The 24,167-nt window shown below is 72.2% G+C and carries 22 protein-coding genes; 7 read left to right on the top strand and 15 right to left on the bottom strand.

Translation table 11 applies throughout. The annotated features are described in order from the left end of the window. Positions 1-5: 5 nt before the first annotated feature. Positions 6-995, bottom strand: coding sequence for a DUF979 domain-containing protein (locus tag J3486_RS34385; RefSeq protein ID WP_207827666.1), 990 nt, complete (start codon positions 993-995; stop codon positions 6-8). Beyond that, entirely contained in the window at positions 992-1,729 is a 738-nt protein-coding gene (locus J3486_RS34390) for a DUF969 domain-containing protein (protein ID WP_207827668.1), read from the bottom strand. The genes J3486_RS34385 and J3486_RS34390 overlap by 4 nt, the downstream gene beginning before the upstream one ends. Positions 1,730-1,933: 204 nt before the next feature. Between J3486_RS34390 and J3486_RS34395 the strand changes: the two genes are divergently transcribed. The 3 genes from J3486_RS34395 to J3486_RS34405 are packed head-to-tail and all read left to right on the top strand — an operon-like array spanning position 1,934 to position 4,175. Further along, complete coding sequence (locus J3486_RS34395) at positions 1,934-2,686, top strand: LamB/YcsF family protein (RefSeq protein ID WP_207827842.1); 753 nt, start codon at positions 1,934-1,936, stop codon at positions 2,684-2,686. Continuing rightward, the gene (locus J3486_RS34400; protein ID WP_207827670.1) at positions 2,683-3,315 is read left to right on the top strand and encodes an allophanate hydrolase subunit 1; all 633 of its coding nucleotides are present in this window, start codon (positions 2,683-2,685) and stop codon (positions 3,313-3,315) included. The genes J3486_RS34395 and J3486_RS34400 overlap by 4 nt, the downstream gene beginning before the upstream one ends. Further along, positions 3,312-4,175 (top strand): biotin-dependent carboxyltransferase family protein, encoded by an 864-nt coding sequence (locus J3486_RS34405; RefSeq protein WP_207827671.1) that lies wholly within the window; start codon positions 3,312-3,314, stop codon positions 4,173-4,175. The genes J3486_RS34400 and J3486_RS34405 overlap by 4 nt, the downstream gene beginning before the upstream one ends. Here the strand turns inward: J3486_RS34405 and J3486_RS34410 are convergent. Genes J3486_RS34410 through ureA form a run of 5 tightly spaced genes read right to left on the bottom strand, consistent with a single transcriptional unit; the run spans position 4,159 to position 8,722 of the window. Then, complete coding sequence (locus J3486_RS34410) at positions 4,159-4,770, bottom strand: TetR/AcrR family transcriptional regulator (protein ID WP_207827674.1); 612 nt, start codon at positions 4,768-4,770, stop codon at positions 4,159-4,161. The two genes, J3486_RS34405 and J3486_RS34410, sit on opposite strands and share 17 nt — an antisense overlap. Next, on the bottom strand, positions 4,767-5,240 hold the full coding sequence (locus J3486_RS34415) for a hypothetical protein (protein WP_207827676.1): 474 nt from the start codon (positions 5,238-5,240) through the stop codon (positions 4,767-4,769). Before J3486_RS34415 ends, J3486_RS34410 begins: the two co-directional genes overlap by 4 nt. A gap of 23 nt (positions 5,241-5,263) precedes the next feature. Beyond that, complete coding sequence (locus J3486_RS34420; protein ID WP_207827678.1) at positions 5,264-6,295, bottom strand: agmatine/peptidylarginine deiminase; 1,032 nt, start codon at positions 6,293-6,295, stop codon at positions 5,264-5,266. A gap of 10 nt (positions 6,296-6,305) precedes the next feature. After that, on the bottom strand, positions 6,306-8,018 hold the full coding sequence (locus J3486_RS34425; protein WP_207827680.1) for an urease subunit alpha: 1,713 nt from the start codon (positions 8,016-8,018) through the stop codon (positions 6,306-6,308). Further along, entirely contained in the window at positions 8,015-8,722 is a 708-nt protein-coding gene (gene ureA / locus J3486_RS34430; RefSeq protein ID WP_207827682.1) for an urease subunit gamma, read from the bottom strand. Before ureA ends, J3486_RS34425 begins: the two co-directional genes overlap by 4 nt. Positions 8,723-8,885: 163 nt before the next feature. Here ureA and J3486_RS34435 point away from each other — a divergent pair, with 163 nt between their 5' ends. After that, positions 8,886-10,313, top strand: coding sequence for a cytosine permease (locus J3486_RS34435; RefSeq protein ID WP_207827684.1), 1,428 nt, complete (start codon positions 8,886-8,888; stop codon positions 10,311-10,313). A 48-nt stretch (positions 10,314-10,361) separates the two neighbouring features. On the opposite strand, the gene J3486_RS34440 is transcribed toward J3486_RS34435, so the two are convergent. The 3 genes from J3486_RS34440 to J3486_RS34450 form a co-directional block, all read right to left on the bottom strand. Beyond that, a complete protein-coding gene (locus tag J3486_RS34440) occupies positions 10,362-12,062 on the bottom strand; it encodes a sigma factor-like helix-turn-helix DNA-binding protein (protein WP_207827686.1) in 1,701 nt (566 codons plus the stop codon). 154 nt (positions 12,063-12,216) lie between these two features. Next, positions 12,217-13,305, bottom strand: a complete 1,089-nt coding sequence (locus J3486_RS34445; RefSeq protein WP_207827688.1) for a branched-chain amino acid aminotransferase — start codon at positions 13,303-13,305, stop codon at positions 12,217-12,219. A 256-nt stretch (positions 13,306-13,561) separates the two neighbouring features. After that, positions 13,562-14,614 (bottom strand): 3-isopropylmalate dehydrogenase, encoded by a 1,053-nt coding sequence (locus tag J3486_RS34450; RefSeq protein WP_207827690.1) that lies wholly within the window; start codon positions 14,612-14,614, stop codon positions 13,562-13,564. A gap of 214 nt (positions 14,615-14,828) precedes the next feature. Here J3486_RS34450 and J3486_RS34455 point away from each other — a divergent pair, with 214 nt between their 5' ends. Next, positions 14,829-16,337, top strand: a complete 1,509-nt coding sequence (locus J3486_RS34455; protein WP_229379076.1) for a metallophosphoesterase family protein — start codon at positions 14,829-14,831, stop codon at positions 16,335-16,337. Positions 16,338-16,354: 17 nt separating this feature from the next. Here J3486_RS34455 and J3486_RS34460 read toward each other — a convergent pair whose 3' ends face one another. Both J3486_RS34460 and J3486_RS34465 read right to left on the bottom strand, forming a co-directional pair. Further along, positions 16,355-16,498: a hypothetical protein gene (locus J3486_RS34460; protein ID WP_207827695.1), complete on the bottom strand. Its 144-nt coding sequence runs from the start codon at positions 16,496-16,498 to the stop codon at positions 16,355-16,357. A gap of 330 nt (positions 16,499-16,828) precedes the next feature. Next, complete coding sequence (locus tag J3486_RS34465; RefSeq protein WP_207827697.1) at positions 16,829-17,371, bottom strand: GNAT family N-acetyltransferase; 543 nt, start codon at positions 17,369-17,371, stop codon at positions 16,829-16,831. Between the two features lie 185 nt (positions 17,372-17,556). Here J3486_RS34465 and J3486_RS34470 point away from each other — a divergent pair, with 185 nt between their 5' ends. Both J3486_RS34470 and J3486_RS34475 read left to right on the top strand, forming a co-directional pair. Continuing rightward, positions 17,557-19,530 carry a glycoside hydrolase family 97 protein gene (locus J3486_RS34470; RefSeq protein WP_207827699.1) on the top strand — a complete coding sequence of 658 codons (1,974 nt, stop codon included), beginning with the start codon at positions 17,557-17,559 and terminating at the stop codon, positions 19,528-19,530. A 126-nt stretch (positions 19,531-19,656) separates the two neighbouring features. Next, positions 19,657-20,592 (top strand): NADP-dependent oxidoreductase, encoded by a 936-nt coding sequence (locus J3486_RS34475; protein ID WP_207827700.1) that lies wholly within the window; start codon positions 19,657-19,659, stop codon positions 20,590-20,592. An 82-nt stretch (positions 20,593-20,674) separates the two neighbouring features. Here the strand turns inward: J3486_RS34475 and J3486_RS34480 are convergent, their stop codons facing one another. The 3 genes from J3486_RS34480 to J3486_RS34490 all read right to left on the bottom strand — a co-directional run bounded on the left by J3486_RS34480 (position 20,675) and on the right by J3486_RS34490 (position 24,158). Then, entirely contained in the window at positions 20,675-21,403 is a 729-nt protein-coding gene (locus tag J3486_RS34480; protein ID WP_207827703.1) for a tyrosine-protein phosphatase, read from the bottom strand. A gap of 133 nt (positions 21,404-21,536) precedes the next feature. Continuing rightward, positions 21,537-23,168 (bottom strand): L-glutamate gamma-semialdehyde dehydrogenase, encoded by a 1,632-nt coding sequence (gene pruA, locus J3486_RS34485; protein WP_207827843.1) that lies wholly within the window; start codon positions 23,166-23,168, stop codon positions 21,537-21,539. A 63-nt stretch (positions 23,169-23,231) separates the two neighbouring features. Further along, entirely contained in the window at positions 23,232-24,158 is a 927-nt protein-coding gene (locus tag J3486_RS34490; RefSeq protein ID WP_207827705.1) for a proline dehydrogenase family protein, read from the bottom strand. Between the last annotated feature and the right edge of the window lie 9 nt (positions 24,159-24,167).

The raw sequence follows: 24,167 nt of genomic DNA on the forward strand, positions 1-24,167 counted from the left end.
CCTCCTCAGACCGCGAACACGGCCATGATCACGATGCAGCAGCCGAGCAGCGGCAGCGCCGTGGGCAGCTGCGCCTTGATCGGCCCGTACTGGTCCTTCAGTTCGAGCAGCGACGCCGGAACGATGTTGAAGTTGGCCGCCATCGGGGTGCAGAGCGTGCCGCAGAATCCGGCGAGCATGCCGATCGCGAGGACCCCGGGTTCGTTGCCGTGCATCTGCTGGATGAGGACCGGCCAGCCGATGGCCGCGGTCATCACCGGGAACGCGGCGAAGCCGTTGCCCATGATCACGGTGAACAGGAACATGCCGACGCAGTAGGCGATGACGGCCAGGTACGTGGAGTGGTCGGGCAGCACGTCGTTGACGATCTTCCCGACCTGGTCGCCGACCCCGGCGACGGCGAAGATCGCGCCGAGCACGGAGAGCAGCTGGGGCAGCAGCAGCGCGGAGCCCATGGACTCCAGGAGCGAGCGCCCGGCGTGCAGCGGCACGGACGGCCTGCGTTCGCCGGTGACCAGCAGGCCGACGACGAGCGCGACGACACAGCCGAGCCCGAGGCCGATGAGTGTGGCCTTCCCGGTCTCGAAGAGGCCGGACTCGTCGAGGAACGAGGCGCAGACCAGGGCGACGACGGGGATGGTCAGCGCGGGGATGAAGATCTTGCTGCCGAGCCGGGCGGCGGACGCCTCGCGCTCCTCGCTCGTGGTGGTGACCGGGACGCCCTTGCCGATGAAGTTGAAGCCCGCGAGGACGATGAGCGCGAGGACGGCGACGCCGAGCGGTTCGGCGGGCAGGGTCCAGCTCGCGGTGCCGGGGGTGGCCGCGTTCAGCTCGCCGTTCACGACGCCGGTGCCGTACGGGAAGGTCAGTCCGAGCAGTCCCCAGAACGCGGCGGACGTCCAGCGCTTGGGATTGGTGCGGTCCATGGCCATCTGCACGGCCATGACGACGAATATGAGACCGATCAGCCAGTAGAGCCACTCGACCTTGATCACTTGGCGGCCTCCTCGGCCTGGTCGGGACCGGCGGGCAGCGGCAGGTCGTGCTCGGCGGCGGCGAGGGACATCTCCCGGTCGAGCTGCCGGTCGAGCAGCAGCAGCCGGGAGCCGTGGATGAGGAAGGCGCAGACGGCCACCGGCACGGCCCACAGGGCGAGTTGGGTGGGTTCGAGCTGCTGGTGGTAGGTCGAGTTCACGAACCCGGTGATCAGCAGGATCGAGCCGATGGCGATGAAGCAGTCCTCGCCGAAGAAGAGGCCGACGGTGTCGGCGCCGGAGGCGTGCGAGCGGACCTTCTCGCGGACCTTCTCGGGCAGCTTCGCCCCGGCGCGGCGCTCGGCGGCGGCCTCCGCCATGGGGGCCACCATCGGGCGGACGCTCTGCGCGGGGCCGCCGATGCTGGTGAGTCCGAAGGCGGCGGTGACCTGGCGGATGAGCAGGTACGCGGCGAGGAACCGGCCGGCGCTGAGCTTTCCGAGGCGGCCGATGAGGGTGCGGGCCTGCTCCCGCAGGCCGTACCGCTCCAGGAGGCCGATCACGGGGAGCGTGACGGCGAAGACGGTGATGGACCGGCTGTCGGCGAAGGCCCTGCCGAAGGCGGCGAGGATCTCCTGCGGGTTCATCTTGGCGAGCAGGGCGGTGGCGATGCCCGCGACACCGACGACCAGGACGGGGTTGCGGCGCGTGACGAATCCGAGGATCACCACGAGCACGCCGAGAAGCACGATCATGGGGCCGCCTTCTTGAGGCATGGAGGGACGGGGCCAAAACGGCGGCCGGAGCGCAGCGTCGGCGACCCGGTTCCGTTTCGTGGAAGATGCACGGACCTTAGGGGATCGTTGAACGATCGAACAAGGGGTACGAGCGCTCGTAACAGAATCGACCCCTTGTCGAATCGTTCAACAATCGCTTACGTTGAGACCGTGATCCAGGACGTGATCGACCTCAACGCGGACCTCGGCGAAGGCTTCGGCCGCTGGACGCTCACCGACGACGAGGCCCTGCTCTCCGTCGTCACCAGCGCCAATGTCGCCTGCGGCTTCCACGCCGGTGACCCGAGCGTGATGCGCCGGGTCTGCGAGCTCGCCGCCGAGCGCGGTGTGCGGATCGGCGCGCAGGTGTCGTACCGGGACCTCGCCGGGTTCGGGCGGCGGGCGATGGATGTGCCGGCGGACGAGCTGGCGGCCGAAGTGGCGTACCAGATCGGCGCGTTGCGGGTGTTCGCGGAGGCGGCCGGAGCCACGGTCTCGTACGTGAAGCCGCACGGCGCGCTCTACAACCGGACCGTGCACGACGAGGCGCAGGCCCGCGCCGTGGTCGACGGTGTGCGGCTCGCGGGTGATGCGCTGCCGGTGCTCGGGCTGCCGGGGTCGCGACTGCTGGCCGCGGCCGAGGAGGCGGGGCTCGCCCCGGTCCGTGAGGCGTTCGCCGATCGCGCGTACACCCCGCAGGGCACGCTCGTGCCGCGCCGGGAGCCGAACGCGGTGGTCGAGGACGCGGAGGCGGTGGTGCGGCGCTCGGTCGACTTCGCCGTGGACGGCGGGGTCGAGGCCGTCGACGGTACGCGCGTCGCGGTCGCGGCCCGTTCGCTGTGCGTGCACGGGGACACCCCGGGGGCGGCGCGGATCGCGGCGCGGGTGCGGGCCGCGCTGGAGGGCGCCGGGGTCAAGGTGGGTGCGTTCGCGTGAGCGGGCTGCGGGTGCGTCCCGCCGGGCGGCACGCGCTCCTCGTGGAACTGCCGGACGGCGAGCGGACCGGCGCGCTCCACGCGGAGCTGCTGCGCCGCCGCGCCGCGGGCACGCTGGCGCCGGTCGCAGAGATCGTGCCGGGCGCCTGCACGATCCTGTTGGACGGGGTGCGCGACCCCGCGGCCCTGTCCCGCCAGCTCACGTCCCTGGACGTGCCGTCGACCGCGCGCGCCGAGGGGGACGTCGTCACGATCCCGGTGGTGTACGACGGTCCCGACCTGGCCGATGTGGCGGCGCTCTGGGGTGTCGCCGAGGACGAGGTCCCGGCGCTGCACGCCTCGTTCACGTACCGCGTCGCCTTCTGCGGCTTCGCCCCCGGCTTCGGCTATCTGACGGGGCTGCCGGAACCTCTGCACGTGCCGCGCCGGGACACCCCGCGCACCCGGGTCCCCGCGGGGGCCGTGGCGCTCGCCGGGCCGTACTCGGCGGTGTATCCGCGGGCGACGCCCGGGGGCTGGCAGCTCATCGGGTCCATGCCCGATCCGTCCGTCCTGTGGGACCCGGACCGGGAGCAGGCGGCGCTGCTGTCGCCCGGGACCCGGGTGCGCTACCGGAGTGTCCCGTCATGAGCGTGAAGCTGACCGTGGTGCGCCCCGGCGCCCTCACCACCGTCCAGGACGCGGGCCGCCCCGGCCACGCCCACCTGGGCGTCCCGCGCAGCGGCGCGCTCGACGCCCCCGCGATGCGGCTCGCCAACCGGCTGGCCGGAAACCCGGAGGGCGCCGCCGTCCTGGAGACGACGCTGACCGGCTGCGCCCTGCGCCCCGACCACCCGGTGACGGTCGTGGTCGGCGGGGCGCCCTGCCCGGTGACGGTCGACGGCCGCCCGGCGCCGTGGGGCGCGCCCGTGCACGTACCGGCCGGGTCGGTCCTGGACGCGGGCCCGGCGACCCGCGGCCTGCGCTCGTACCTCGCCGTCACCGGCGGCATCGCCGTGGACCCGGTCCTCGGCAGCCGCGCCACCGACCTGCTCTCGGGCCTGGGCCCGGCCCCGCTGGCGGAGGGCGCGGTGCTCCCCGTGGGCGCGCCGCCGGTCCCCTCCCCCGCGCTGCCCGCGGCGGCCCCCTGGCTCGCGCCGCCCACCGAGCTGGTCCTGCCGGTGCACCTGGGACCGCGCACGGACCGCTTCACACCGGCCGGCGTCCGTACGTTCCTGTCGGCGTCCTTCACGGTCTCGTCGCACAGCAACCGCATCGGCCTGCGCACCGAAGGCCCGTCCCTGGAACGGGAGTCGGCGGGCGAGCTGCCGAGCGAGGGCATGGTGCTGGGCGCCGTGCAGGTGCCGCCGGACGGGCGCCCCGTGGTGTTCCTCCACGACCACCCGACGACCGGTGGCTATCCGGTGATCGCGGTGGTGGCCGAGGAGTCCCTGGCCGCGGCGGCCCAGGCGGTGCCGGGCACACCGGTCCGCTTCACTGCGGGACGCTGAGCCCTTCGTCGAGGAACTCCCGTACGTGCGCGAGCACTTGGTTCCGGTCTGTGCCGCGCAGGCCGATCGCCACGTGGATGGAGAACCCGTCGAGCAGCGCCCGCAGCCGCGCCGCGAAGCGGTCGGGGTCCACGCCCGGCCGGAACTCGCCGCGCGAGAGGCCCTCCGCGAGCAGCGCCACCAGGTCCCGGTGCCAGGCGCCCTCGATGGCGGCCTGCCGGGCGCGGGCCTCGTCGTCGGCGTTCTGCGACCGGTTCCACACCTCCAGCCACAGCGACCAGTGCGGGTCGCGGTGTCCGTCGGGCACGTACAGATCGACGTACGCGTCGACCCGCTCCCGCGCACTGCCGCCGCGCACGAGCAACTCCCGCCGCTCGGCGCCGAGTTGGTCCTCACTCCACTCCAGGGTGCGCAGCAGCAGCTCGTCCTTGGACCCGAAGTGGTAGGCGAGGTGCCCGCTGCTCATCCCGACCTCGCGCCCGAGCGCAGCCATGGTCAGCTTCTCCAGGCCGCTCTCGGCGATCATCGCCATGGTCGCGGCGAGCACGTTCTCGCGCGGCGGGGCGGGGGTGCGGCGGCGCGGTGCGGAGGTCATCGGTCGGCGGGCCCGCCCGGCCCGTCGTAGTAGCCGGGGGCGGCGACGAGGACCGAGGCGAAGTAGTGGTTGGGGTCGGCGGGGTCGTCGCTCGCGTTGGACCGCCACAGGGCGAGCAGCAGGTCCGGGGCGACGTAGGAGATGCCGTCGTCGCCCGGGGTCAGCGCGGCCGTGCGCGCGAGGCGCTCGCGCACGGCCGCGGCGGGCGTGCCGAACAGGTCGAGGCCGCGGTACAGGACCCGGTCGGCGCCGCCGAGGGGGTTCCACAGCTCGACGGCGGCGAGCCGCCCCGCCAGGTGCTCCAGGGAGATGCCCAGCCCGTCGGGCCGGTGCAGCCACACCCCTGCCCGGTCGCGCGGGCTGTGGAAGCCCGGCGCGCGCAGGCTCTCCAGCGCGGGGGCGGATTCCTCCCGGGTCATGCCGAGGCGCAGCGGCCCGACGCCCGTGGGCGGTTCGACGTGCAGGTCCATGCCGCCCATGATTCCAGGCCCGGTCAGCGCGGGGCGAGCGGCTGCTGCTGCGTGATGCAGTGGATGCCGCCGCCCGCCGCGAAGATCGTGCGGGCGTCGACGAGGCGGACCGTGCGCCGCGGGAACAGGCGGCGGAAGATCGCCGCGGCCCGCTCGTCGTTCGGGTCGTCGAAGCCGCACAGGACCACGCCGTCGTTGCAGAGGTAGTGATTGATGTACGAGTAGTCGACCCAGGAGCCGTCGTCGGGGTCGGTGAGGACGGTCGGGGCGGGGACCCCGACGATCTCCAGGGGGCGGCCCTGCGCGTCCGTCTGCCCGGACAGAACGTCGATGATCTCCCGGCTGACCTCGAAGTCGGGGTGCGCGGGGTCCTCCTGCTCGTGCACCAGGACGACGCCGGGCGCGGCGAACGCGGCCACGATGTCGACATGGCCCCGGGTGCCGAACCGGCCGTAGTCGCCGGTGAGTCCGCGCGGCAGCCAGATCGCCTTCGAGGTGCCGATGCGGGCGTGGATCTCGGCCTCGACGTCCGCCTTCGACCAGCCCTGGTTGCGGTCCGGGTCGAGCTGCACGGTCTCGGTGAGCAGCACCGTGCCCTCGCCGTCGACGTGAATGCCGCCGCCCTCGTTGACCAGGTTCGTGGAGTGCACGGGCACCCCGCTGAGATCGGCCACATGGCGGGCGATCTTGGAGTCGTGCTCCCAGCGGGCCCAGTCCTGGGCGCCCCACCCGTTGAACGTCCAGTCCACGGCCGCCAGTTCACCGGTCTCGCGGTGCTTCACGAACGTCGGGCCGATGTCGCGCATCCACGCGTCGTCGAGATCCCGCTCCACCAGCTCCACCGACGGGTCGAGGAGTTCACGGGCCGTCGCCTCCTGCCCAGGTCCCACGACCATCGTCACCGGCTCGAAGGCGCGGACGGCATGGGCGACCCCGGCCCAGGCGGCGCGCGCCTCGGCGAGTTCCGTGTCGTCGGCGAAGGTCGGGTTGGGGCTCGGCCAGGCCATCCAGGTGCGCTCGTGCGGGGCCCACTCGGGCGGCATGAAGTACGTCATCGCAGGGACCTCAGAGGAAGTAGAGACGGTTGAGGGAGACGGAGTCGGCCGGTTCGGAGCGCAGCGGTTCTCCGTCGAGGGTGACGAGGCCGGTGCGCTGGTCCACGTCGACGGCTCCCGTGCGGGAGTTGAAGCGCAGGTCGGCGGGGCCGATGCCGCGCGTGCCGCGCACCGCGACCCGGCGGCGCCGCGTCGGCATCGTGTCGTGGCCGTCGTCGACGGCGGCCTGCGCGACGAACGCGACGGAGAGTTCGGCGGCGGTGGCGCCGTGCGCGCCGAACTGCGGCCCCAGGACGAGCGGTTCGCAGGTGTCGGTCGCCGCGTTCGGGTCGCCGACGACGCCGTACGCCGGGAAGCCGGACTTCAGGACGAGCTGCGGCTTCGCGCCGAAGTACTCGGGGCGCCACAGCACGATGTCGGCCATCTTGCCGGGCTCGATGGAGCCGATCTCGTGGGAGAGGCCGTGGGCGATGGCGGGGTTGATGGTGAGCTTCGCCATGTAGCGCAGGACGCGGTCGTTGTCGTGGCCGACGCCGGGGTCGCCGAGTTCGTGCTTCATCTTCCCGGCCATGGCGAACGTACGGCGCACGGTCTCGCCGGCCCGGCCCATGCCCTGCGCGTCGGACGAGGTGATGCCGATGGCGCCCAGGTCGTGCAGCACGTCCTCGGCGCCCATCGTCCCGGCGCGGATCCGGTCGCGGGCCATGGCGGCGTCGCCGGGCAGGTCGGGCTTGAGGTCGTGGACGGAGACGATCATGCCGTAGTGCTCGGCGACCGCGTCCCGGCCGAAGGGAAGCGTGGGGTTGGTGGACGACCCGATGACGTTGGCGACGCCCGCCATCTTCAGGACGTTCGGCACATGGCCGCCGCCGCAGCCCTCGATGTGGAAGGCGTGGATGGTGCGGCCTTCGAGGACGCGCAGGGTGTCCTCGACGGAGAGGCACTCGTTCAGGCCGTCGCTGTGCAGGGCGACCTGGACGTCGTGCTCCTCGGCGACACGCAGCGCGGTGTCCAGAGCCCGCGTGTGCGCGCCCATGTCCTCGTGCACCTTGAAGCCGCAGGCGCCGCCCTCGGCGAGGGCCTCCACGAGCGGGGCGTCGTGCGAGGACGAACCCCGGCCCAGGAAGCCGATGTTGACGGGCCAGGCGTCGAAGGCGGAGAAGGCGTGCTTGAGCGCCCAGGGCGAGTTGACGCCGACGCCCCAGACCGGGCCGAACTCCTGCCCGATGATCGTCGTCACGCCCGAGGCCAGCGAGGCCTCCATGATGCGGGGCGACAGCAGGTGTACGTGCGTGTCGACGGCGCCCGCCGTGGCGATCAGGCCCTCGCCGGACACGATCGACGTGCCGGTGCCGACGACGACGTCGACGCCGTCGAGGGTGTCGGGGTTGCCGGCCCGCCCGATGGCGTGGATGCGGCCTTCCCGGATGCCGATCGACACCTTCCTGATCCCCAGCGCGGCGTCGATCACGACGACGTTCGAGATGACCACGTCGCAGGTCTCGCGGACCGCGGCGGCCTTCAGGTGCAGTCCGTCACGGGCGGTCTTGCCGAATCCGGCCAGGAACTCGTCGCCGTACGCCTGGGAGTCGGACTCGACCTTGATGGTGAGCCCGGAGTCGCCGAGGCGGATGCGGTCGCCGGCGCGCGGGCCGTGCGTGGCCGCGTACTCGTGCGGGGTGAGGCGGCGGGCCTCGGCGGGGTGGCCTCCGGGGCGGCTCATCGGCCGTCCTCCTTCCGGTCCTTCTGGTCGACTCCGAGATATCCGCAGGCGGCGGCGCGGCGCAGCGCCTCCTCGCGGGCGCCGGGGGCGTCAAGGGGTCCGTCGACGAGACCGGCGAACCCGATGGCGACGCGCGCACCGCCGATCGGCACGAGCCCGACCTCGGCGGACTCCCCCGGCCCGAACCGCACCGAGGAACCGGCGGGCACCGCGAGCCGCATGCCGTACGCCTTCTCGCGGGCGAAATCGAGCCGCGGGTTGGCCTCGAAGAAGTGGAAGTGCGAGGTGACGGAGACCGGGACGGTCGCGGTGTTGGTGACGGTGAGCGTCAGCTCCGGCTCGGGGTCGCGGTGCTCCGGGCCGGGCAGCAGCGCGCCGGGCGCCGCCTCGCCGAGCCCGCCGCCCGCGATCGGGTCGCTCACGATCGCGAGCCTGGACCCGTCGTCGAAGACGGCCTCGACGTGCACCTCGGTGACCACGTCGGCGACGCCCGGCAGCACGTCGTCCGGGCCGAGCACGGAGCGCGCCGCCTCGATGGCCTCGGCGAGCCGCTTCCCGTCGCGGGCCGCCTCGCAGACGGTGTCCGCGATCAGCGCGGTCGCCTCCGGCACATTGAGCCGCAGGCCGCGGGCCTTGCGGGAGCGGGCCAGTTCAGCGGCTCCGAAGAGCAGCAGCCGGTCGCGCTCGGTGGGGGTCAGTCGCACGCCGTCACGCCTCCTGGTGATCGTTGAGCACTGCGTCCACAGGCATTGAACGCCACTCTAAACCTACCTTTTACCCATCGGAAGCATTGACGTGCGAGCTTGAGTTACGCCACATTGAACGGCGTTCTAAACGAGGGCGACACGAAGAGCCGACGAGGTGGTCATGGCGATCGAACAGCGCGGAGTGGACACGATCCCGGACGCGGAGCGCACCAGCGGCCCGCGCGACCTGGTGACGATCCTGCTCGGCTCGAACCTCTGCCTGGGGGTGATCGTCTTCGGCTGGCTGCCGGTGTCGTTCGGCCTCGGCTGGTGGGCGTCGCTCACCTCGGTGGTGGCGGGCACGGTGGTCGGCACGGCGCTCACCGCGCCGCTGGCCCTGGTCTCGCTGCGCACGGGCACGAACCTCTCGACGTCGTCCGGCGCCCAGTTCGGCGTGCGCGGCCGCCTGGTCGGCTCGATCGTCGGCCTGCTCCTGTCGCTCGGCTACACGGCGCTGACCGTGTGGATCGGCGGCGACGCGATGGTGGCGGTGGCGCACCGCCTGTTCGGCCTGCCCGTCACGGGAGTCGCGTACGGCGTCGTCTACGCGCTGCTCGCCGCCGCCACCGTCGTCGGCGCGGTCTACGGCTACAAGGTCCTGCTGCGTCTGTCCAGGGTGCTCGCCATCGGCATGACGGCCCTGCTGGCGCTCGGCGTCGTCGCGTACGCGCCGGACTTCACCACCGCCGCGCTGCCGGACGCGGGCGGCTACGCGCTCGGCTCCTTCTGGCCGACCTGGCTGCTGTCGGCGGTCGCGGCCGGGCTCTCCGGCCCGATCGCGTTCATCACGCTCCTCGGCGACTACACGCGCTACATCTCCCCCGAGCGGCACACGCCGCGCGCCGTGCTCCGCGCCACCTGGCTGGGCCTGATCATCGGCCTGCTGGTCCCCCAGCTCTTCGGCACGTTCACGGCGTACGCGGCGCGCGCGGCCCTCGACTACGCGGGCGGGCTCGTCGCCGCCTCGCCCGCCTGGTACCTGGTGCCGCTGCTGCTCGCCTCGTGCGCGGGCTCGGTCGGCAACGCCGGACTGATGCTGTACTCGATGGGCCTGGACCTCGACGCGATCCTGCCGAAGGCGTCCCGCGCCCGCGCCACGTACACCGTCGCCGTCGTCGCGACGGTCTGCGTCTTCGTCGGCCACTACGCGTGGGAGGCGCAGGACGCGATGACGTCGTTCGTCCTCCTTCTCACCGCGATCGGCACGCCGTGGGCGGTCATCACCCTCATCGGCTTCGCCCGCTGCCGCGGGGTCTACGACGCGGACGCCCTCCAGGTCTTCAACCGCCGCTCCCGGGGCGGCGTCTACTGGTACCGCGCGGGCTGGAACCCGCGTGCCACGGCGGCCTGGGCCCTCGGCGCGGCGGTCGGCCTGCTGGCGGTCTCCCTCCCCTCGTACGAGGGCCCCCTGCTCTCCCTGACCGGCGGGGTCGACTGCAGCTTCCTGCTGTCGGGGATCGTGGGCGGTCTGGTGTACCTCCTCGTCGAGCGCCCCGCCCCGGCCGCCGCGGCCCTGCCGGAGACCGAGCGGGAGCGCGTCGCCGGCTGAGCCGGGGCCGACCGCGCCTCCGGCGCCGGGCGAGGCCGCGACCGGCGCTCACGCCGTGGCCATCAACGCCTCGCCGACGATCATCTGCTTCCACAGCTCGGGTATGGACTCGGCAAGGTGCACAACCCGATGCTGACCACCGGACAGGAGCCAGCTGAGCAGCACCCGCCGGGTGATCGTCTGCTTGAGGGCGAACGCGTCGTCATCGGCGGCCAGCGCCGCAAGCGCCGCTTTCAGCTTCGGGGCCTCCACGCCACCGTGCATCAGGTGGTTGCGTGCCTCCTTGAAGGCCGCGAAGCGGCGGATCACCGCGTCGTCGACCGAGTCGAGGGCGGCCTGGGCGTCCGGCCTGATCCAGCCGTCCGTGTTCCGGGGATCGCTGCCGCCCAGCTTGTCGATCACGAAGTCGGGCAGCAACGTGTCCACGGCGGGCGGGTCCTCACTCAGCAGCCGCCGCTCGTTTCTCGTCGGGGAACCCGCGAGCCGCCGCGCGACGGCGGTGTCGTCACGCTCGATCATCATGCGGATCCACGCACGGCGCCGGTGCTCGTACTCCTGGTAGAAGGCCAGGATGAACTGCTGCCCGTAGGCGGAACGCTCGGCGGGCCGCACCTCACTCACCTCACGCCGGAAGCGCTCGAGGGCCTGCCGCGCGTCGTGCAGCGCGGACGCCGCCTCCAGGAGTCCGCCCTCGGTCCTGCGGGTCCGTGGCGCGGCCTGGACGGTGCCGTCGGCGGTCGCCGCCCGCTTGGCCGTGGTCCAGCTCTTGTAGTACAGGCGGATCGAGGCCGGTGCGGGCCTGCGGTGCCCGGCACGGTCCTGGGTCCGCACCCAGATCTCGTACGCCTGATAGGTCGTCGGCGTCCCCGCACGCGCCGCGTCGGACAGGAAGTCGCGCAGGGCCGCGGGATAGTCCTGCGGCTCGTAGACCAGCCCGCCCGGCGGGCGGCCCCGGCGGTCGGGCGTCAGCCCGAGGGCCCGCTGTGCCTGCGCCCACGCACCGCCGCCCAGGCGCTTCATCACCGTCTGGCTGGTGGGCGGCCAGGGCGTGCTGCCCTTGGAGGATTCCATGCCGAGTTCGTCGAGCACGCTCTCGCGCCACGTGTCGTAGCGCGCCTTGGCGATGCCGAACTCCTCGCCGGCCACCGCGCCGTCGCTGACCTTGGTGCGTGCCGCGTGGGCCAGGCCGAGGATGTCGGCGACCGTCTCGGCGGCCACGCCCTCGCGCAGCAGCAGACTGCCCACACCCTCCATCTCGTCCAGGTCCATCTCGTGCACCGCACGCGCACGGTCGGCGGCCAGGCCGAGGTCACGGGCGAGGACGTACCACACGGCGGCCTCGATCGCGCACTGCGCGAAGGCGAACTCCTGCACGTCGACGTCGAAGAGGACGCCCGCCTCGGTCACGGCCTCGCGCACGACAGCCGCCGGGATCTCAGGGAACAGCAGCGCATACCTCGCCTCGACGTCGCTGCGCTTGGCTCCCCCCTCGGACATCGCCACGATGGCCGCGCGGTGCACTTCGAGGAACTCCTTGACCTGCACGGACAGTTCTTCGGCACGGGCCTCCCGGCGGGCGCCGCGGGCCTCGACCGCGGTCACCGCCGTGCCGAGGTGCACGAGGATCTGGCGCACCCTCTCGCGGGTCACACCGAACTGCTCCCCGATCTCCTGCAGCGTGCGGCCCTGCTCGTACAGGTCGGCCATCGCCTGGTTTCGCTCCTGGAACTCGGCACGCACCGCGGCCACCCCCGCTCTCCCCGTCAACCACCAGCTGCCGTAAGCCCGTTGGGGCGTACAGGAAAACCATGCCACGGCCCACTGACAACGCGGGAGTACCGGTGCCCCGCAAACGATCAGGGGCGCCCCCGAACGGGAGCGCCCCTGACAGCCGGAGTCCCGGTCAGCCGATCCGGTGCATCCAGCCGTGCGCGTCGTCGACCGTGCCGCGCTGCAGGTTCAGCAGGGCGTCACGGAGCTTCAGGGTGACCTCGCCGGGGGTGCCGTCGCCGTGCGTCCACTGGTCCGACTTGGTCTTGACCGTGCCGATCGGGGTGACGACCGCGGCGGTGCCGCAGGCGAAGACCTCGGTCAGGGCGCCCGACTTGGCGTCCGCGCGCCACTGCTCCAGGGTGATCACGCCCTCCTCGGCGGTGTAGCCGAGGTCGCGGGCGACCTGGAGGAGGGAGTCGCGGGTGATGCCCTCCAGGATCGAGCCGGTGAGGGCCGGAGTGACGATGCGGTCGCCGTAGACGAACGCGACGTTCATCGAGCCGGACTCCTCGACCTTGGTGCGGGTCACCGCGTCGAGGTAGACGACCTGGTCGCAGCCGTTGGCCGCGGCCTCGGCCTGCGGGAGCAGGGAGGCGGCGTAGTTGCCGCCCGTCTTCGCGTCACCGGTGCCGCCGGGGACGGCGCGGACGTGGTCCTCGGAGACCCAGATGGTGACCGGCTTGACGCCGCCCGCGAAGTACGCGCCGGACGGGGAGGCGATCAGCATGAACAGGTACTCGTTGGCCGGGTGCACCCCGAGGCCGACCTCGGTCGCGAACATGAAGGGGCGCAGGTACAGCGCCTCCTCGCCGCCGTGCGGCGGCACCCAGTCGGCGTCCTGCGCGAGCAGCACGTCGAGGGCCTCGATGAAGAGCTCCTCGGGCAGCTCGGCCATGGCCATGCGGCGGGAGGAGGCGCGGAAGCGGCGGGCGTTGGCCTCCGGGCGGAAGACGGCGACGGAGCCGTCCGGCTGCCGGTACGCCTTGAGGCCCTCGAAGATCTCCTGGCCGTAGTGGAGCACGTGCGTGGACGGGTCGAGGGAGATCGGACCGTAGGGGACGAGCTGGGCGTCGTGCCAGCCGCGGCCCTCCGTCCACTTGATCGTCACCATGTGGTCGGTGAAGTGCCGGCCGAACCCGGGGCTGGCCAGGATCGCCTCGCGCTCGGCGGCGGAGAGCGGGCTGGCGGAAGGCTTGAGTTCGATCGTGGGCGTCGTCATAGTGTCGTGTCCTTCACCGTTTGGTTGTGACGGACCGCGCTCACGTCTGCACTCCTTGTACTAGGACGTCCGAGCTTTCGCGTACATCGCGGCCCCGCGTTCGATTATCGCGCGCGCGGAGCTGTGCTCGAAACGGGCCTGGTGGGAGAGGTGTGGTGCGGCCCAGAAGTCGATGGTGGCACCCGGGGCCGCGGCATGAGAAGCCGCCGGGTGCTGTTGCGACCCGGCGGCTTCTGTTGCGTGGATGAGCGCCGGGTCAGCCGGCTACTACTCGGGCGACGAGCGCGTCGCCGATCTCGTCGGTGGAGCGCACGGCGTCACCGCGCTCGCCGAGGTCGGCGGAGACGGCGGTCTCGATGCGCGCGGCCTCCGACTCGTAGCCGAGGTGACGCAGCAGGAGGGCGACCGAGAGGACCGTGGCGGTCGGGTCGGCCTTGCCCTGGCCCGCGATGTCGGGCGCCGAGCCGTGGACGGGCTCGAACATCGACGGGAACTCGCGGCTCGGGTTGATGTTCCCGGAGGCCGCGACGCCGATGCCGCCGGAGACGGCCGCGGCGAGGTCGGTGATGATGTCGCCGAAGAGGTTGTCGGTGACGATCACGTCGAACCGGGCCGGGTCGGTGACCAGGTAGATGGTCGCGGCGTCGACGTGGATGTAGTCGGTGGTGACCTCGGGGAACTCCTCGGCCACCTTGTTGAAGACGTTCGTCCAGAGGTGACCGGCGAAGGTCAGCACGTTGTTCTTGTGGACCAGCGTGAGCTTCTTGCGCGGGCGGGCCTGGGCGCGGGCGAAGGCGTCCCGGACCACGCGCTCCACACCGAAGGCGGTGTTGACGGAGACCTCGGTGGCGACCTCGTGCTCGGTGCCCTTGCGGATGGTGCCGCCGTTGCCCGTGTAGGGGCCCTCGGTGCCTTCGCGGACGACCACGAAGTCGATCTCGGGCTGGCCGGCGAGCGGGGTGGAGACGCCGGGCAGGAGCTTCGACGGACGCAGGTTCACGTGGTGGTCGAAGGCGAAGCGGAGCTTGAGCAGGAAGCCGCGCTCCAGGACACCGGACGGGACCGACGGGTCACCGATGGCGCCGAGCAGGATGGCGTCGTGCTTCTTGAGGGCGTCGAGGTCCGCGTCGGTGAGGGTCTCACCGGTCGCGTGGTAGCGCTTGGCGCCGAAGTCGAACTCCTCGGTCTCCAGCTTCACATCCTGCGGAAGGACGGCGGAGAGGACCTTCAGACCCTGGGCCACGACCTCCTGGCCGATGCCGTCACCGGGGATCACTGCGAGATTGAGGATGCGAGAACTTGCCGACATGTGGAGCACCGTACTCCTTGTCCCATGGGATGACATGCGGTGTCCAGAATACGGACGGACCACCGGCCGGTCGTCGGCTGTTCACCCGCAGGTCTGGCGGGAGTTGGGATCCGCTGGGAAGTTCTCCCTCATGACTGTGCCTTTCGGGGGGACACCCCCTGAGCCGCCCGTCCCTGACGTCGGCATACCGCCGCGGCTCGCGCGGCGGATGAGCATGCCCGAGCAGTACGCGTACCTGCGCGCGAGGTTCAGCAGGCGCCGCGCCCTGGTGACGGCGGGCGCGGTGGCGAGCGGGGCGCTGGCCGGGTGCTCGGACGGCACACCGTCGCGCGCGAAGGCATCACCGTCGCCGTCGTCGGCGGTGCACGGCTCCGCCGTGGCCCCCTTCGGCCGTCATCTCGCCTTCGGCGCCGACCCGATGACGCAGATGCGGGTGGCGTGGCAGGTACCGCTCGCGGTCGGGAAGCCGTACGTGCGGATCGGCCTGCGCCCCGACGACCTGGGACGGAAGATCCCCGCGGAGACCCGCGCGCTGCACACCCCGGGGGTCAGCGGGGTCCGGCTCGCACTGGACCAGTTCTATGTGCACGCGGCGCTCGACCGCCTCACCCCGGGCACGACGTACTACTACGGCGTCGGCCACGAGGGTTTCGACCCGGCGGCGCCCGCGCGCCGCTCCACGATCAGCAGCTTCCGCACGGCTCCTGCCGCCCCGGAGGCGTTCACCTTCACGGCCTTCGGCGACCAGGGCGTGGGCGAGGCGGCCGCGGCGAACGACCATCTGATGCTGAAGCAGGACCCGGCCTTCCATCTCCACGCGGGCGACCTCTGCTACGCGGACGGCACCGGGCACGGCAAGAAGAGCGACGGCTACGACCCCGGTTCCTGGGACCTGTTCCTCAAGCAGAACGAGCAGGTCGCGCGGACCGTGCCGTGGATGGTGACGACCGGCAACCACGACATGGAGGCCTGGTACTCGCCGGAGGGCTACGGCGGCCAGCTGGCCCGCTGGTCGCTGCCGGACAGCGGCTTCGACGGGCGGTCGACGCCGGGCGCGTACTCCTTCTCGTACGGGAACGTGGGCGTGGTGGCGCTGGACGCCAACGATGTCAGCTACGAGATCACGGCGAACCTCGGCCACAGCGACGGCCGGCAGACGGCGTGGCTGGACAGAACCCTGGGCGCGCTGCGGGCGGCCGCGCACATCGACTTCGTCGTCGTGTTCTTCCACCACTGCGCGTACTCGACGTCCTCGCACGCCTCCGACGGCGGGGTGCGCAAGGCGTGGGTGCCGCTGTTCGACAAACACCGGGTGGACCTGGTGGTCAACGGCCACAACCACGTCTACGAACGCACCGACGCGGTGCGCGGCGGCGCGGTCGGCCGGGCCGTGCCGGTCGGCGGCACGGCGGATCCCGGGCGCGACGGGATCGTGTACGTCACCGCGGGCGGCGGGGGCCGCGACCTGTACGGCTTCCGGCCCGGCAGCAAGGAGAGCTACGAGGGGCACGAGAGCCGGCACCAGCAGGTCGACAGCTTCGTCTGGGCGACGAGCTCCGGGCGGACCAGGAACGAGACCGTGGACTGGTCACGGGTGCGCTATCGCGGGTTCTCCCTGCTCAAGGTCGAGGTGGAGTCCGGCGCACACCCGCGCATGAAGGTGTCCGCGCTCGCCCGGGGCGGCGAGCGCATCGACCACTTCGAGGTGAAGCGGGCTACGTGAGCGGGGGCGTGCGGGGCTCAGCGAGCCGTCGCCCCACCGTTGTCCCTGCGGTCGAGGGCGCGCTGAAGGGCCTCGGCGGCGTACTTCGCCGTGCGGCGGTCGGTTTCGGAGGACGGCGAGACGTGGCGGACTCGGCGGCGGGCGGGCGTCGCTGTGGCCATGGTGATCGACTCCTAGAGATCACATGAGGTCGCGCGCTGTCTGAGGGTGCGCGGACCCGCGGGGATTTCGAGGTGCCGGAAGGGCGGGGAGCGGGAGCTGCAGGGGTTGCCTGCCAGGTGCTCGGCTCACGGCCGCCATTCGCCGGATCGGGCGAGACGTTCGGCTTCTACAAAGCTAGGACAGCTCTCTGTTTCTGTCTCCACAATTACTCGGACTTCCTACTATCTGAGACGGGCCTCACACCATCGGCCTCACCAGTCACATCAGCCCCGCCCGTCGCACTCCGGAGCCCCGGAGTTCTGGCCCCTGGAGCTCTGGACCCTGGAGCCCTAGAGCAGGTCCCCGTCCCGCCAGTCGAAGAGCAGGGGGTGGCCCGGGTCGAGGGCGCGGGCGGCGGCGGGCGGGAACAGGAGCGGCGGGTCCTCGTCCGGCAGCGCGACGACACCGTCCGGCCCGTACGCGGCGAACGGTCCGGCCCAGCGCACCCAGCCCCGGCCCGTGTAGAGCGGCTCGCCGTCGGCGGAGGCGGAGAGCGCGCCGAGGTCGTGGGCCCGCTCGATCACTCGCTCCAGGGCGCCCATGAGCTGTCCGCCGAGCCCGGTCCTGCGGACGTCGGCGCGGACGGCGACCGCCTCCACGTAGCCGACGCGCAGGGTTCGGCCGCGGTGGACGGCCCGGCGCTGGGCGACCGAGCCGTGGGCGAGCAGGGCGCCGGTGGCGTCGTCGTGCACCAGGGCGTGGACGCCGCCGAGGCCGTGCGCCCAGTCGGCGTCGGAGAAGTCGCCGTCGAAGGCGTCGTCCAACAGGCGCCGGGCGGCGGCCAGTTCGGCCGGGTCGAGGTCGGCGGTGTGGGCGGTGCGCAGCACATTCACGCGGCCACGTTACGCGGAGCGCGCGACGGGCGGCGAGCGGCGAACGGCGAGCGATGGGCGGCGCGCGACGAGCGATGGGCGACAGGAGCGCGGCGCGCCGGCGCACGGGTTCATGGACCTGAATCGCGGTCATCGATCCGAACATTTTCGCGTCGTTCGCCTTGACGGTCCCCACCCGACCCTCCATGCTCCGATTCATCGGATGTCTAGGTAGCCTCACGGATCGGAGTGACCCGTTGAAGCCCCAACTCCCCCTCCGCACTTCCCTGTTGTCCCTGGCCGCGCTGCTCACCGCGGCGCTGTGCACCGGACCGGCGGCGGCCGAGAGCGCCGCACCCACCGGTACCGCACACTCCCCGGGCCCGACCGCGACCGTCGCCCTCGACCCGGACACGGGCAGACCCACGCTCGCCGTCAGCGCCGGCGGAGCGCAGGTGATCGCACCGTCGCCGGTCGGCCTGGTCACCGAACACGCCGACCTGAGCCAGAAGTTGACACTGACCGGCCACGACACCCGCAGCGTCGACGAGACGTACCGCGCCACCGCGGGCAAGTCGCGGCTGCGCACGGTGCACGCCCGCGAGACGGCGTACCACCTGCGCGCCGGCGGTGACGGGGGCGCACGCTTCGATCTCGTCGTCCGGGAAACATCGGATGGCGTGGCCTATCGCTACCGGCTGCCCGCCGCCACGACGGCCACCACCGGCGCGATCGTCCGCGAGACCTCGGCGTTCACGTTCCCGGACGGCACCGACGCCTGGCTGAACGCCTACCGCGCGGACAACGAGAACCGCTTCACCCAGTACCCGGCGGCCTCCGCTCCCACCGGGAGCTACGGGATGATGGGCCTGTTCCGCACGGCCCCCGGCAGCTACGCGCTGCTCGCCGAGTCCGACCTCACCGGCAGCTACGCGGGCGCCCACCTCACCCACACCGCGGGCTCGGCCACGTACGGCGTCGGTCTGTGGAACGACGATCCGGTGCGGGTGGCGGCGGGGAAGGCGCTCGCCACCCCGTGGCGGGCCGTCATCACCGGCTCGCTCGCCACGGTCACCGAGTCGACCCTCGTCGACGACCTGGCACCGGCCTCCCGCGTCAAGGACACGTCCTGGATCGAGCCGGGCCCGGCCCTGTGGACCTGGCTCGCGGGCGGCAAGGAGGCCGGGCAGAGCCTGGAGGCGCAGAAGAAGTACGTCGACTACGCGGCCGAGCGCGGCTGGCCGTACGAGGTGGTCGACGCGGGCTGGTACTTCCTCCCCGGGCAGTGGGAGGTGATCGACCCCGAGTGGCAGACCCGCAACTGGATGCCCCGGCTGGTGAGTTACGCGAAGCAGCGCGGCGTGCGGATCCAGGTCTGGCTGCACTACTCCCTGCTCACCGATCCGGTCGAGCGCGAGAAGTGGCTGTCCACGCTGGAGCGTTGGGGCGTCGCCGGCGTGAAGATCGACTTCATGGACTCGGAGTCGCAGGACCGCTTCAAGTGGTACGACGACGTCCTCGCGGCGACCGCGCAGCACCATCTCCTCGTCAACTTCCACGGTTCGACGGTCCCCAAGGGCATCCAGCGCACCTGGCCGCAGGTGATGACGATGGAGGGCGTGGGCGGCGAGGAGAAGCGCACGAACACCGCCGAGCACCTGGCGATCCTGCCGTTCACCCGGAACGCGATCGGCTCGATGGACTTCACGCCGGGCGCCTTCCAGCGCCCCTACCGTCCGAACGTCGCGTCCGACGCGGGCGAGCTCGGGCTCTCCGTCCTGTACGAGTCCGGCGTCACGAATCTCGCCGGGACCCCGGAGTCGTACGACCAACGGCCGGTGGCGCGCGCCTATTTGGAGCAGCTGCCGCGCCGTTGGGACACGACCCGGCTGCTGCTCGGCGACCCGGGGAAGGCGGCGGTGACGGCGCGCTCGGCGGGCGGGCGCTGGTTCATCGGCGGCACGTTCGCGGGCGCGGCCCGCACGGTCGACGTGCCGTTGCGCATCGGCGCCGGTAAGTGGCTGGTGGAGACCGTGACGGACGACGGCGACGGCGGCCTGGTCCGCACCCCGCACGTCGTGCGCGGCGGGGACACGTTCTCCGTGCCGGTCGTGGCCGACGGCGGCTTCGCGGCGATCGCCTGCCGCTGGTCGGCGGAGCGCACCACATGTGACCGCTGACTCCCTTTACCGGCAAGGGAGTCGGGGAGGCGACGCCCCATGGCGCGCGGGGCGATCGCCCCCGACGATGGACCCAGACCGGCCGCGCCGCGGTGGCCAGGCCGGCCCCTGGGGAGGAGTTCCACCATGCGTGTGATCACTCAGCGGCGGCTCGGCGGACCCGACGTGCTGGAGATGGTGGAGGTGGAGCGGCCCGAGCCGCACGAGGGCGAGGTGCTGGTCCGCGTCCACGCGGCCGGGGTGAACCCGGTGGACCGGCTGGCCCGCACCGGCGAGGCGCCACTGTTCGGAGATCCGCCGTTCACCCTCGGCTGGGACCTGTCGGGGGTGGTGGAGTCGTGCGGCCGTGACGTGACCGAATTCCGGCCGGGCGACGAGGTGTTCGGCATGATCAGGGGAGGCGCGTACGCCGAGTACGTCGCCGTGCGCGTCGAGCACCTCGCGCCGAAACCGGCGACGATCGACCATGTGCACGCCGCCGCCACGCCCGCGGCCGCGCTCACGTCCTGGCAGGCGCTGGTGGACATCGGCCAGATCGGTCCGGGCCGCCGGGTCCTGGTGCACGCGGCGGCGGGCGGCGTCGGCCACATCGCGGTGCAGATCGCCAAGGCGGAGGGCGCGTACGTGATCGGGACCGCCCGCGCCGACAAGCACGCCTTCCTGCACGATCTCGGGGTGGACGAGCCCCTCGACTACACCACGACGGACTTCACCCGGGCGGTCCACGACATCGACGTCGCCCTGGATCTGATCGGCGGCGACTACGGGCCCCGCACCCTGGTCACGCTGCGCCCCGGCGGGCTGCTCGTCTCGGCGGTCCTCTCCGACCTGGGCGTCACGGCGCAGGACGCGCAGGCCCGCGGGGTCCGGTTCGCGCCGGTCGCGGTACAGCCGTCGGGCGCGACCCTGCGCAAGGTCGCGGCCCTGCTCGCGGCGGGCCGCATCCGCCCGCACGTCTCGGCCCGCCTTCCGTGGGAGGAGACGGGCAAGGCCCACGAGATGGGCGAGTCGGGCCGCACCCAGGGGAAGATCGTGCTGAGCGTGGTGGCCGACGGGGAGTGACGGTCTCTGTCGTTCCGGGGCCCAGGGGCGGACCGGCGTCGTCCGCCCCTCCCCCACCTACCGCTCCCCTCGACCGATCCCCCTATCGCTCCCCCACCAATCGCTCCCGCAGCGCGTCCGAATCCGCGGCGCTCAGCCCCGCGTACGCCAGATACCCGGGGGCGTCGAACCACCGGGCCACCTCCAGCGCCGCCTCATGGGCCGAGGTCCCGGCGCCGGAGAGCCCTGCCTCCAGTTCGGCGGAGTCGTCGGGCCGCCCCAGCGCGGCGTTCATCGCCGAGACCCGCTCCCCGCTCAGCATGTAGTCCGCCGCGATCTCCTCGGGTGCCACCCCGGCGAGGGAGAGCAGCACCAGCGCGACGATCCCCGTACGGTCGCGACCCGCCGCGCAGTGCACGACGACGCCGCCCGGCTCGGCCCGTGCCACGGCGCGGGCCACGGCCGCGACCCGCTCGGGGAAGTGCGTGAGGAACGGCCGGAAGTACACGGGCGTACCGAACTCCCAGGTCCCCCACCACCGGTCCCAGAACGCGTCGGCCCCCGGCACGTCACGCCCGTCGAGCGGCACCCGCACCGTGGTCACACCGTCCGGCCGGGGCGCGGCGTCCTCGCGGTACTCGTCCGGGTTGCGCAGATCGACCACGGTCCGCACCCCGTGCGCGGTCAGCGCCCGCCAGCCGTCCGCCGTGAGCTTGCCGACGTGGTCGGCCCGGACCACCGCCCCGCGCCGGACGGCTCCGAGCCCGCCCAGGTCACGGACGTTGAAACAGCCGTCCCACACGAGGTCGCGTCCGTCGGTGGTGATCGTCATGCGGGCAAGGACGCGGCCGGGCGCACCCCGGTTCCCGCGGCTGCGGACACGACACCGCCCCCGGCCGAGGTGGGGCCCAGGCCGGGGGCGGGGGTCAAGAGGCAGGCGGGGCCTGCCGGTGGACGGGCTGGGATCAGCCCATGTGCGGGTACGTGTAGTCGGTCGGCGGGACCAGCGTCTCCTTGATGGCGCGGGTCAGCGTCCAGCGCATCAGGTTCTGCGGGGCGCCGGCCTTGTCGTTCGTACCGGAGGCGCGGCCGCCACCGAACGGCTGCTGGCCGACGACGGCGCCGGTCGACTTGTCGTTGATGTAGAAGTTGCCCGCGGCGTAGCGGAGCTTCTCCATCGTGGCCGCGGCGGCGGCGCGGTCGTTCGCGATGACCGAGCCGGTCAGCGCGTAGTCGGACGCCGACTCCATCTGCTCCAGCATGGCGTCGTACTGGTCGTCCTCGTAGACGTGGACCGCCAGGATCGGGCCGAAGTACTCGGTCTTGAAGACCTCGTTCTCCGGGTCCGTGCACTCGATGACGGTCGGGCGCACGAAGTAGCCGACGGAGTCGTCGTAGGTGCCGCCCGCGACGATCGTGCAGGACGCGTCGTCCTTGGCGCGGTCGATCGCGGCCTTGTTCTTGGCGAACGAGCGGTCGTCGATCAGGGCGCCGATGAAGTTCGACAGGTCGGTGACGTCACCCATGGTGATGCCGTCGACCTCGGCCGCGAACTCCTCCTTGAACCCGTCGTTCCAGATGGAGGCCGGGATGTAGGCGCGCGAGGACGCCGAGCACTTCTGGCCCTGGAACTCGAAGGAGCCGCGGGTCAGCGCGGTCTTCAGGACGGCGCGGTCGGCGCTCGGGTGGGCGACGACGAAGTCCTTGCCGCCGGTCTCGCCGACGAGGCGCGGGTAGGTGCGGTACTTCTCGATGTTCGTACCGACCGTCTTCCACAGGTGCTGGAAGGTCTTGGTGGAACCCGTGAAGTGGATGCCGGCGAGGTCGCGGTGGTTGAGCGCGATCTCCGAGACGGCGAGGCCGTCGCCCGTCACCAGGTTGATGACGCCCTTGGGCAGACCGGCCTCCTCCAGGAGCTGCATGAGCAGCACGGCGGCGTGGGTCTGCGTCGGGGACGGCTTCCACACGACGACGTTGCCCATGAGCGCCGGGGCGGTGGGCAGGTTGCCCGCGATGGCCGTGAAGTTGAACGGCGTGATCGCGTAGACGAAGCCCTCCAGCGGGCGGTGGTCCATGCGGTTCCACACGCCGGTGGAGTTCGCCGGCGGCTGCTCGGCGAGCAGGTTGCGGGCGTAGTGGACGTTGAAGCGCCAGAAGTCGACGAGCTCGCAGGGGGTGTCGATCTCGGCCTGCTGGGCGGTCTTCGACTGGCCGAGCATGGTGGACGCGGCCAGCGTCTCGCGCCAGGTCGTCGAGAGCAGCTCGGCGGCGCGCAGGATGATCGCGGCGCGGTCGTCGAAGGACATCGCGCGCCAGGCCGGGGCGGCGGCCAGGGCGGCGTCGATCGCGTCCTGGGCGTCCTGCTCGGTGGCGTTGGCGTACGTACCGATGACGGCCTTGTGGTTGTGCGGCTGCACGACGTCGAAGCGCTCGCCGCCACCCATCCGCTTGACGCCGCCGATGGTGCACGGCAGGTCGATCGGGTTCTCGGCCAGCTCCTTGAGCTTGGCCTCCAGGCGGGCGCGCTCCGGGGATCCGGGGGCGTAGCCGTGCACCGGCTCGTTCACCGGGGCGGGGACCTGGGTCACGGCGTCCAGGGTCATGGGTCCGTATCTCCTTCGGGGGGTCGGGGAGTTGGGGACTGCGAGGTCTGCGGGGGCTCAGCCCTTGGTGAGGACCGAGCGGGCGAAGAAGAGGAGGTTGGCCGGCTTCTCGGCGAGGCGGCGCATGAAGTATCCGTACCAGTCGGTTCCGTACGCGGTGTAGACACGCATCCGGTGGCCCTCGGCGGCGAGCCGCAGGTGCTCGTCGCTGCGGATCCCGTACAGCATCTGGAACTCGTACTCGTCCAGCTTGCGCCCGGCCTGGCGGGCCAGCTCCTGGGCGATGGAGATCAGGCGCGGGTCGTGGGACCCGATCATCGGGTACCCGTCGCCCTCCATGAGGATGCGCACGATCCGCACGTACGCCTTGTCGATCTCGGCCTTGTCCTGGTACGCGACCTCGGCGGGCTCCTTGTAGGCGCCCTTCACGATGCGCACGCGGCTGCCGGCGGCGGCCAGGCGGCGGGCGTCGTCCTCGGTGCGGAAGAGGTAGGACTGGATGACGCATCCGGTCTGCGGGAAGTCCTTCCGCAGCTCCTCGTGGATGGCGAACATCGAGTCGAGGGTGGTGTGGTCCTCGGCGTCGAGGGTGACCGTGGTGCCGATCTCGGCGGCGGCCTCGACGACGGGACGGACGTTGGCGAGGGCGAGCTCGTGGCCGCCCTCCAGCGCCTGGCCGAACATCGACAGCTTCACGGACATCTCGGCCTTCGTGCCGAGGCCGAGCTCCTTCAGGCGGCCGATGAGCTCCAGGTAGGCGTCGCGGGCGGCGTACGCCTGCTCGACGGTGGTGATGTCCTCACCGACGACGTCGAGGGTGACCTCCAGGCCCTTGGCGGCGGCGTCCTGAACGACCGGGATCACGTCGTCGACGCTCTCGCCCGCGATGAAGCGGTCGACGACCTGCTTGGTGCCCGGCGCCGCCGACACGAACTTGCGCATCTTGTCACTGCGCGACGCGGCGAGGATCAGGGGAGCCAGCACGGGGCACCT

Source organism: Streptomyces sp. VRA16 Mangrove soil (assembly GCF_017377775.1).
GTDB lineage: Bacteria > Actinomycetota > Actinomycetes > Streptomycetales > Streptomycetaceae > Streptomyces.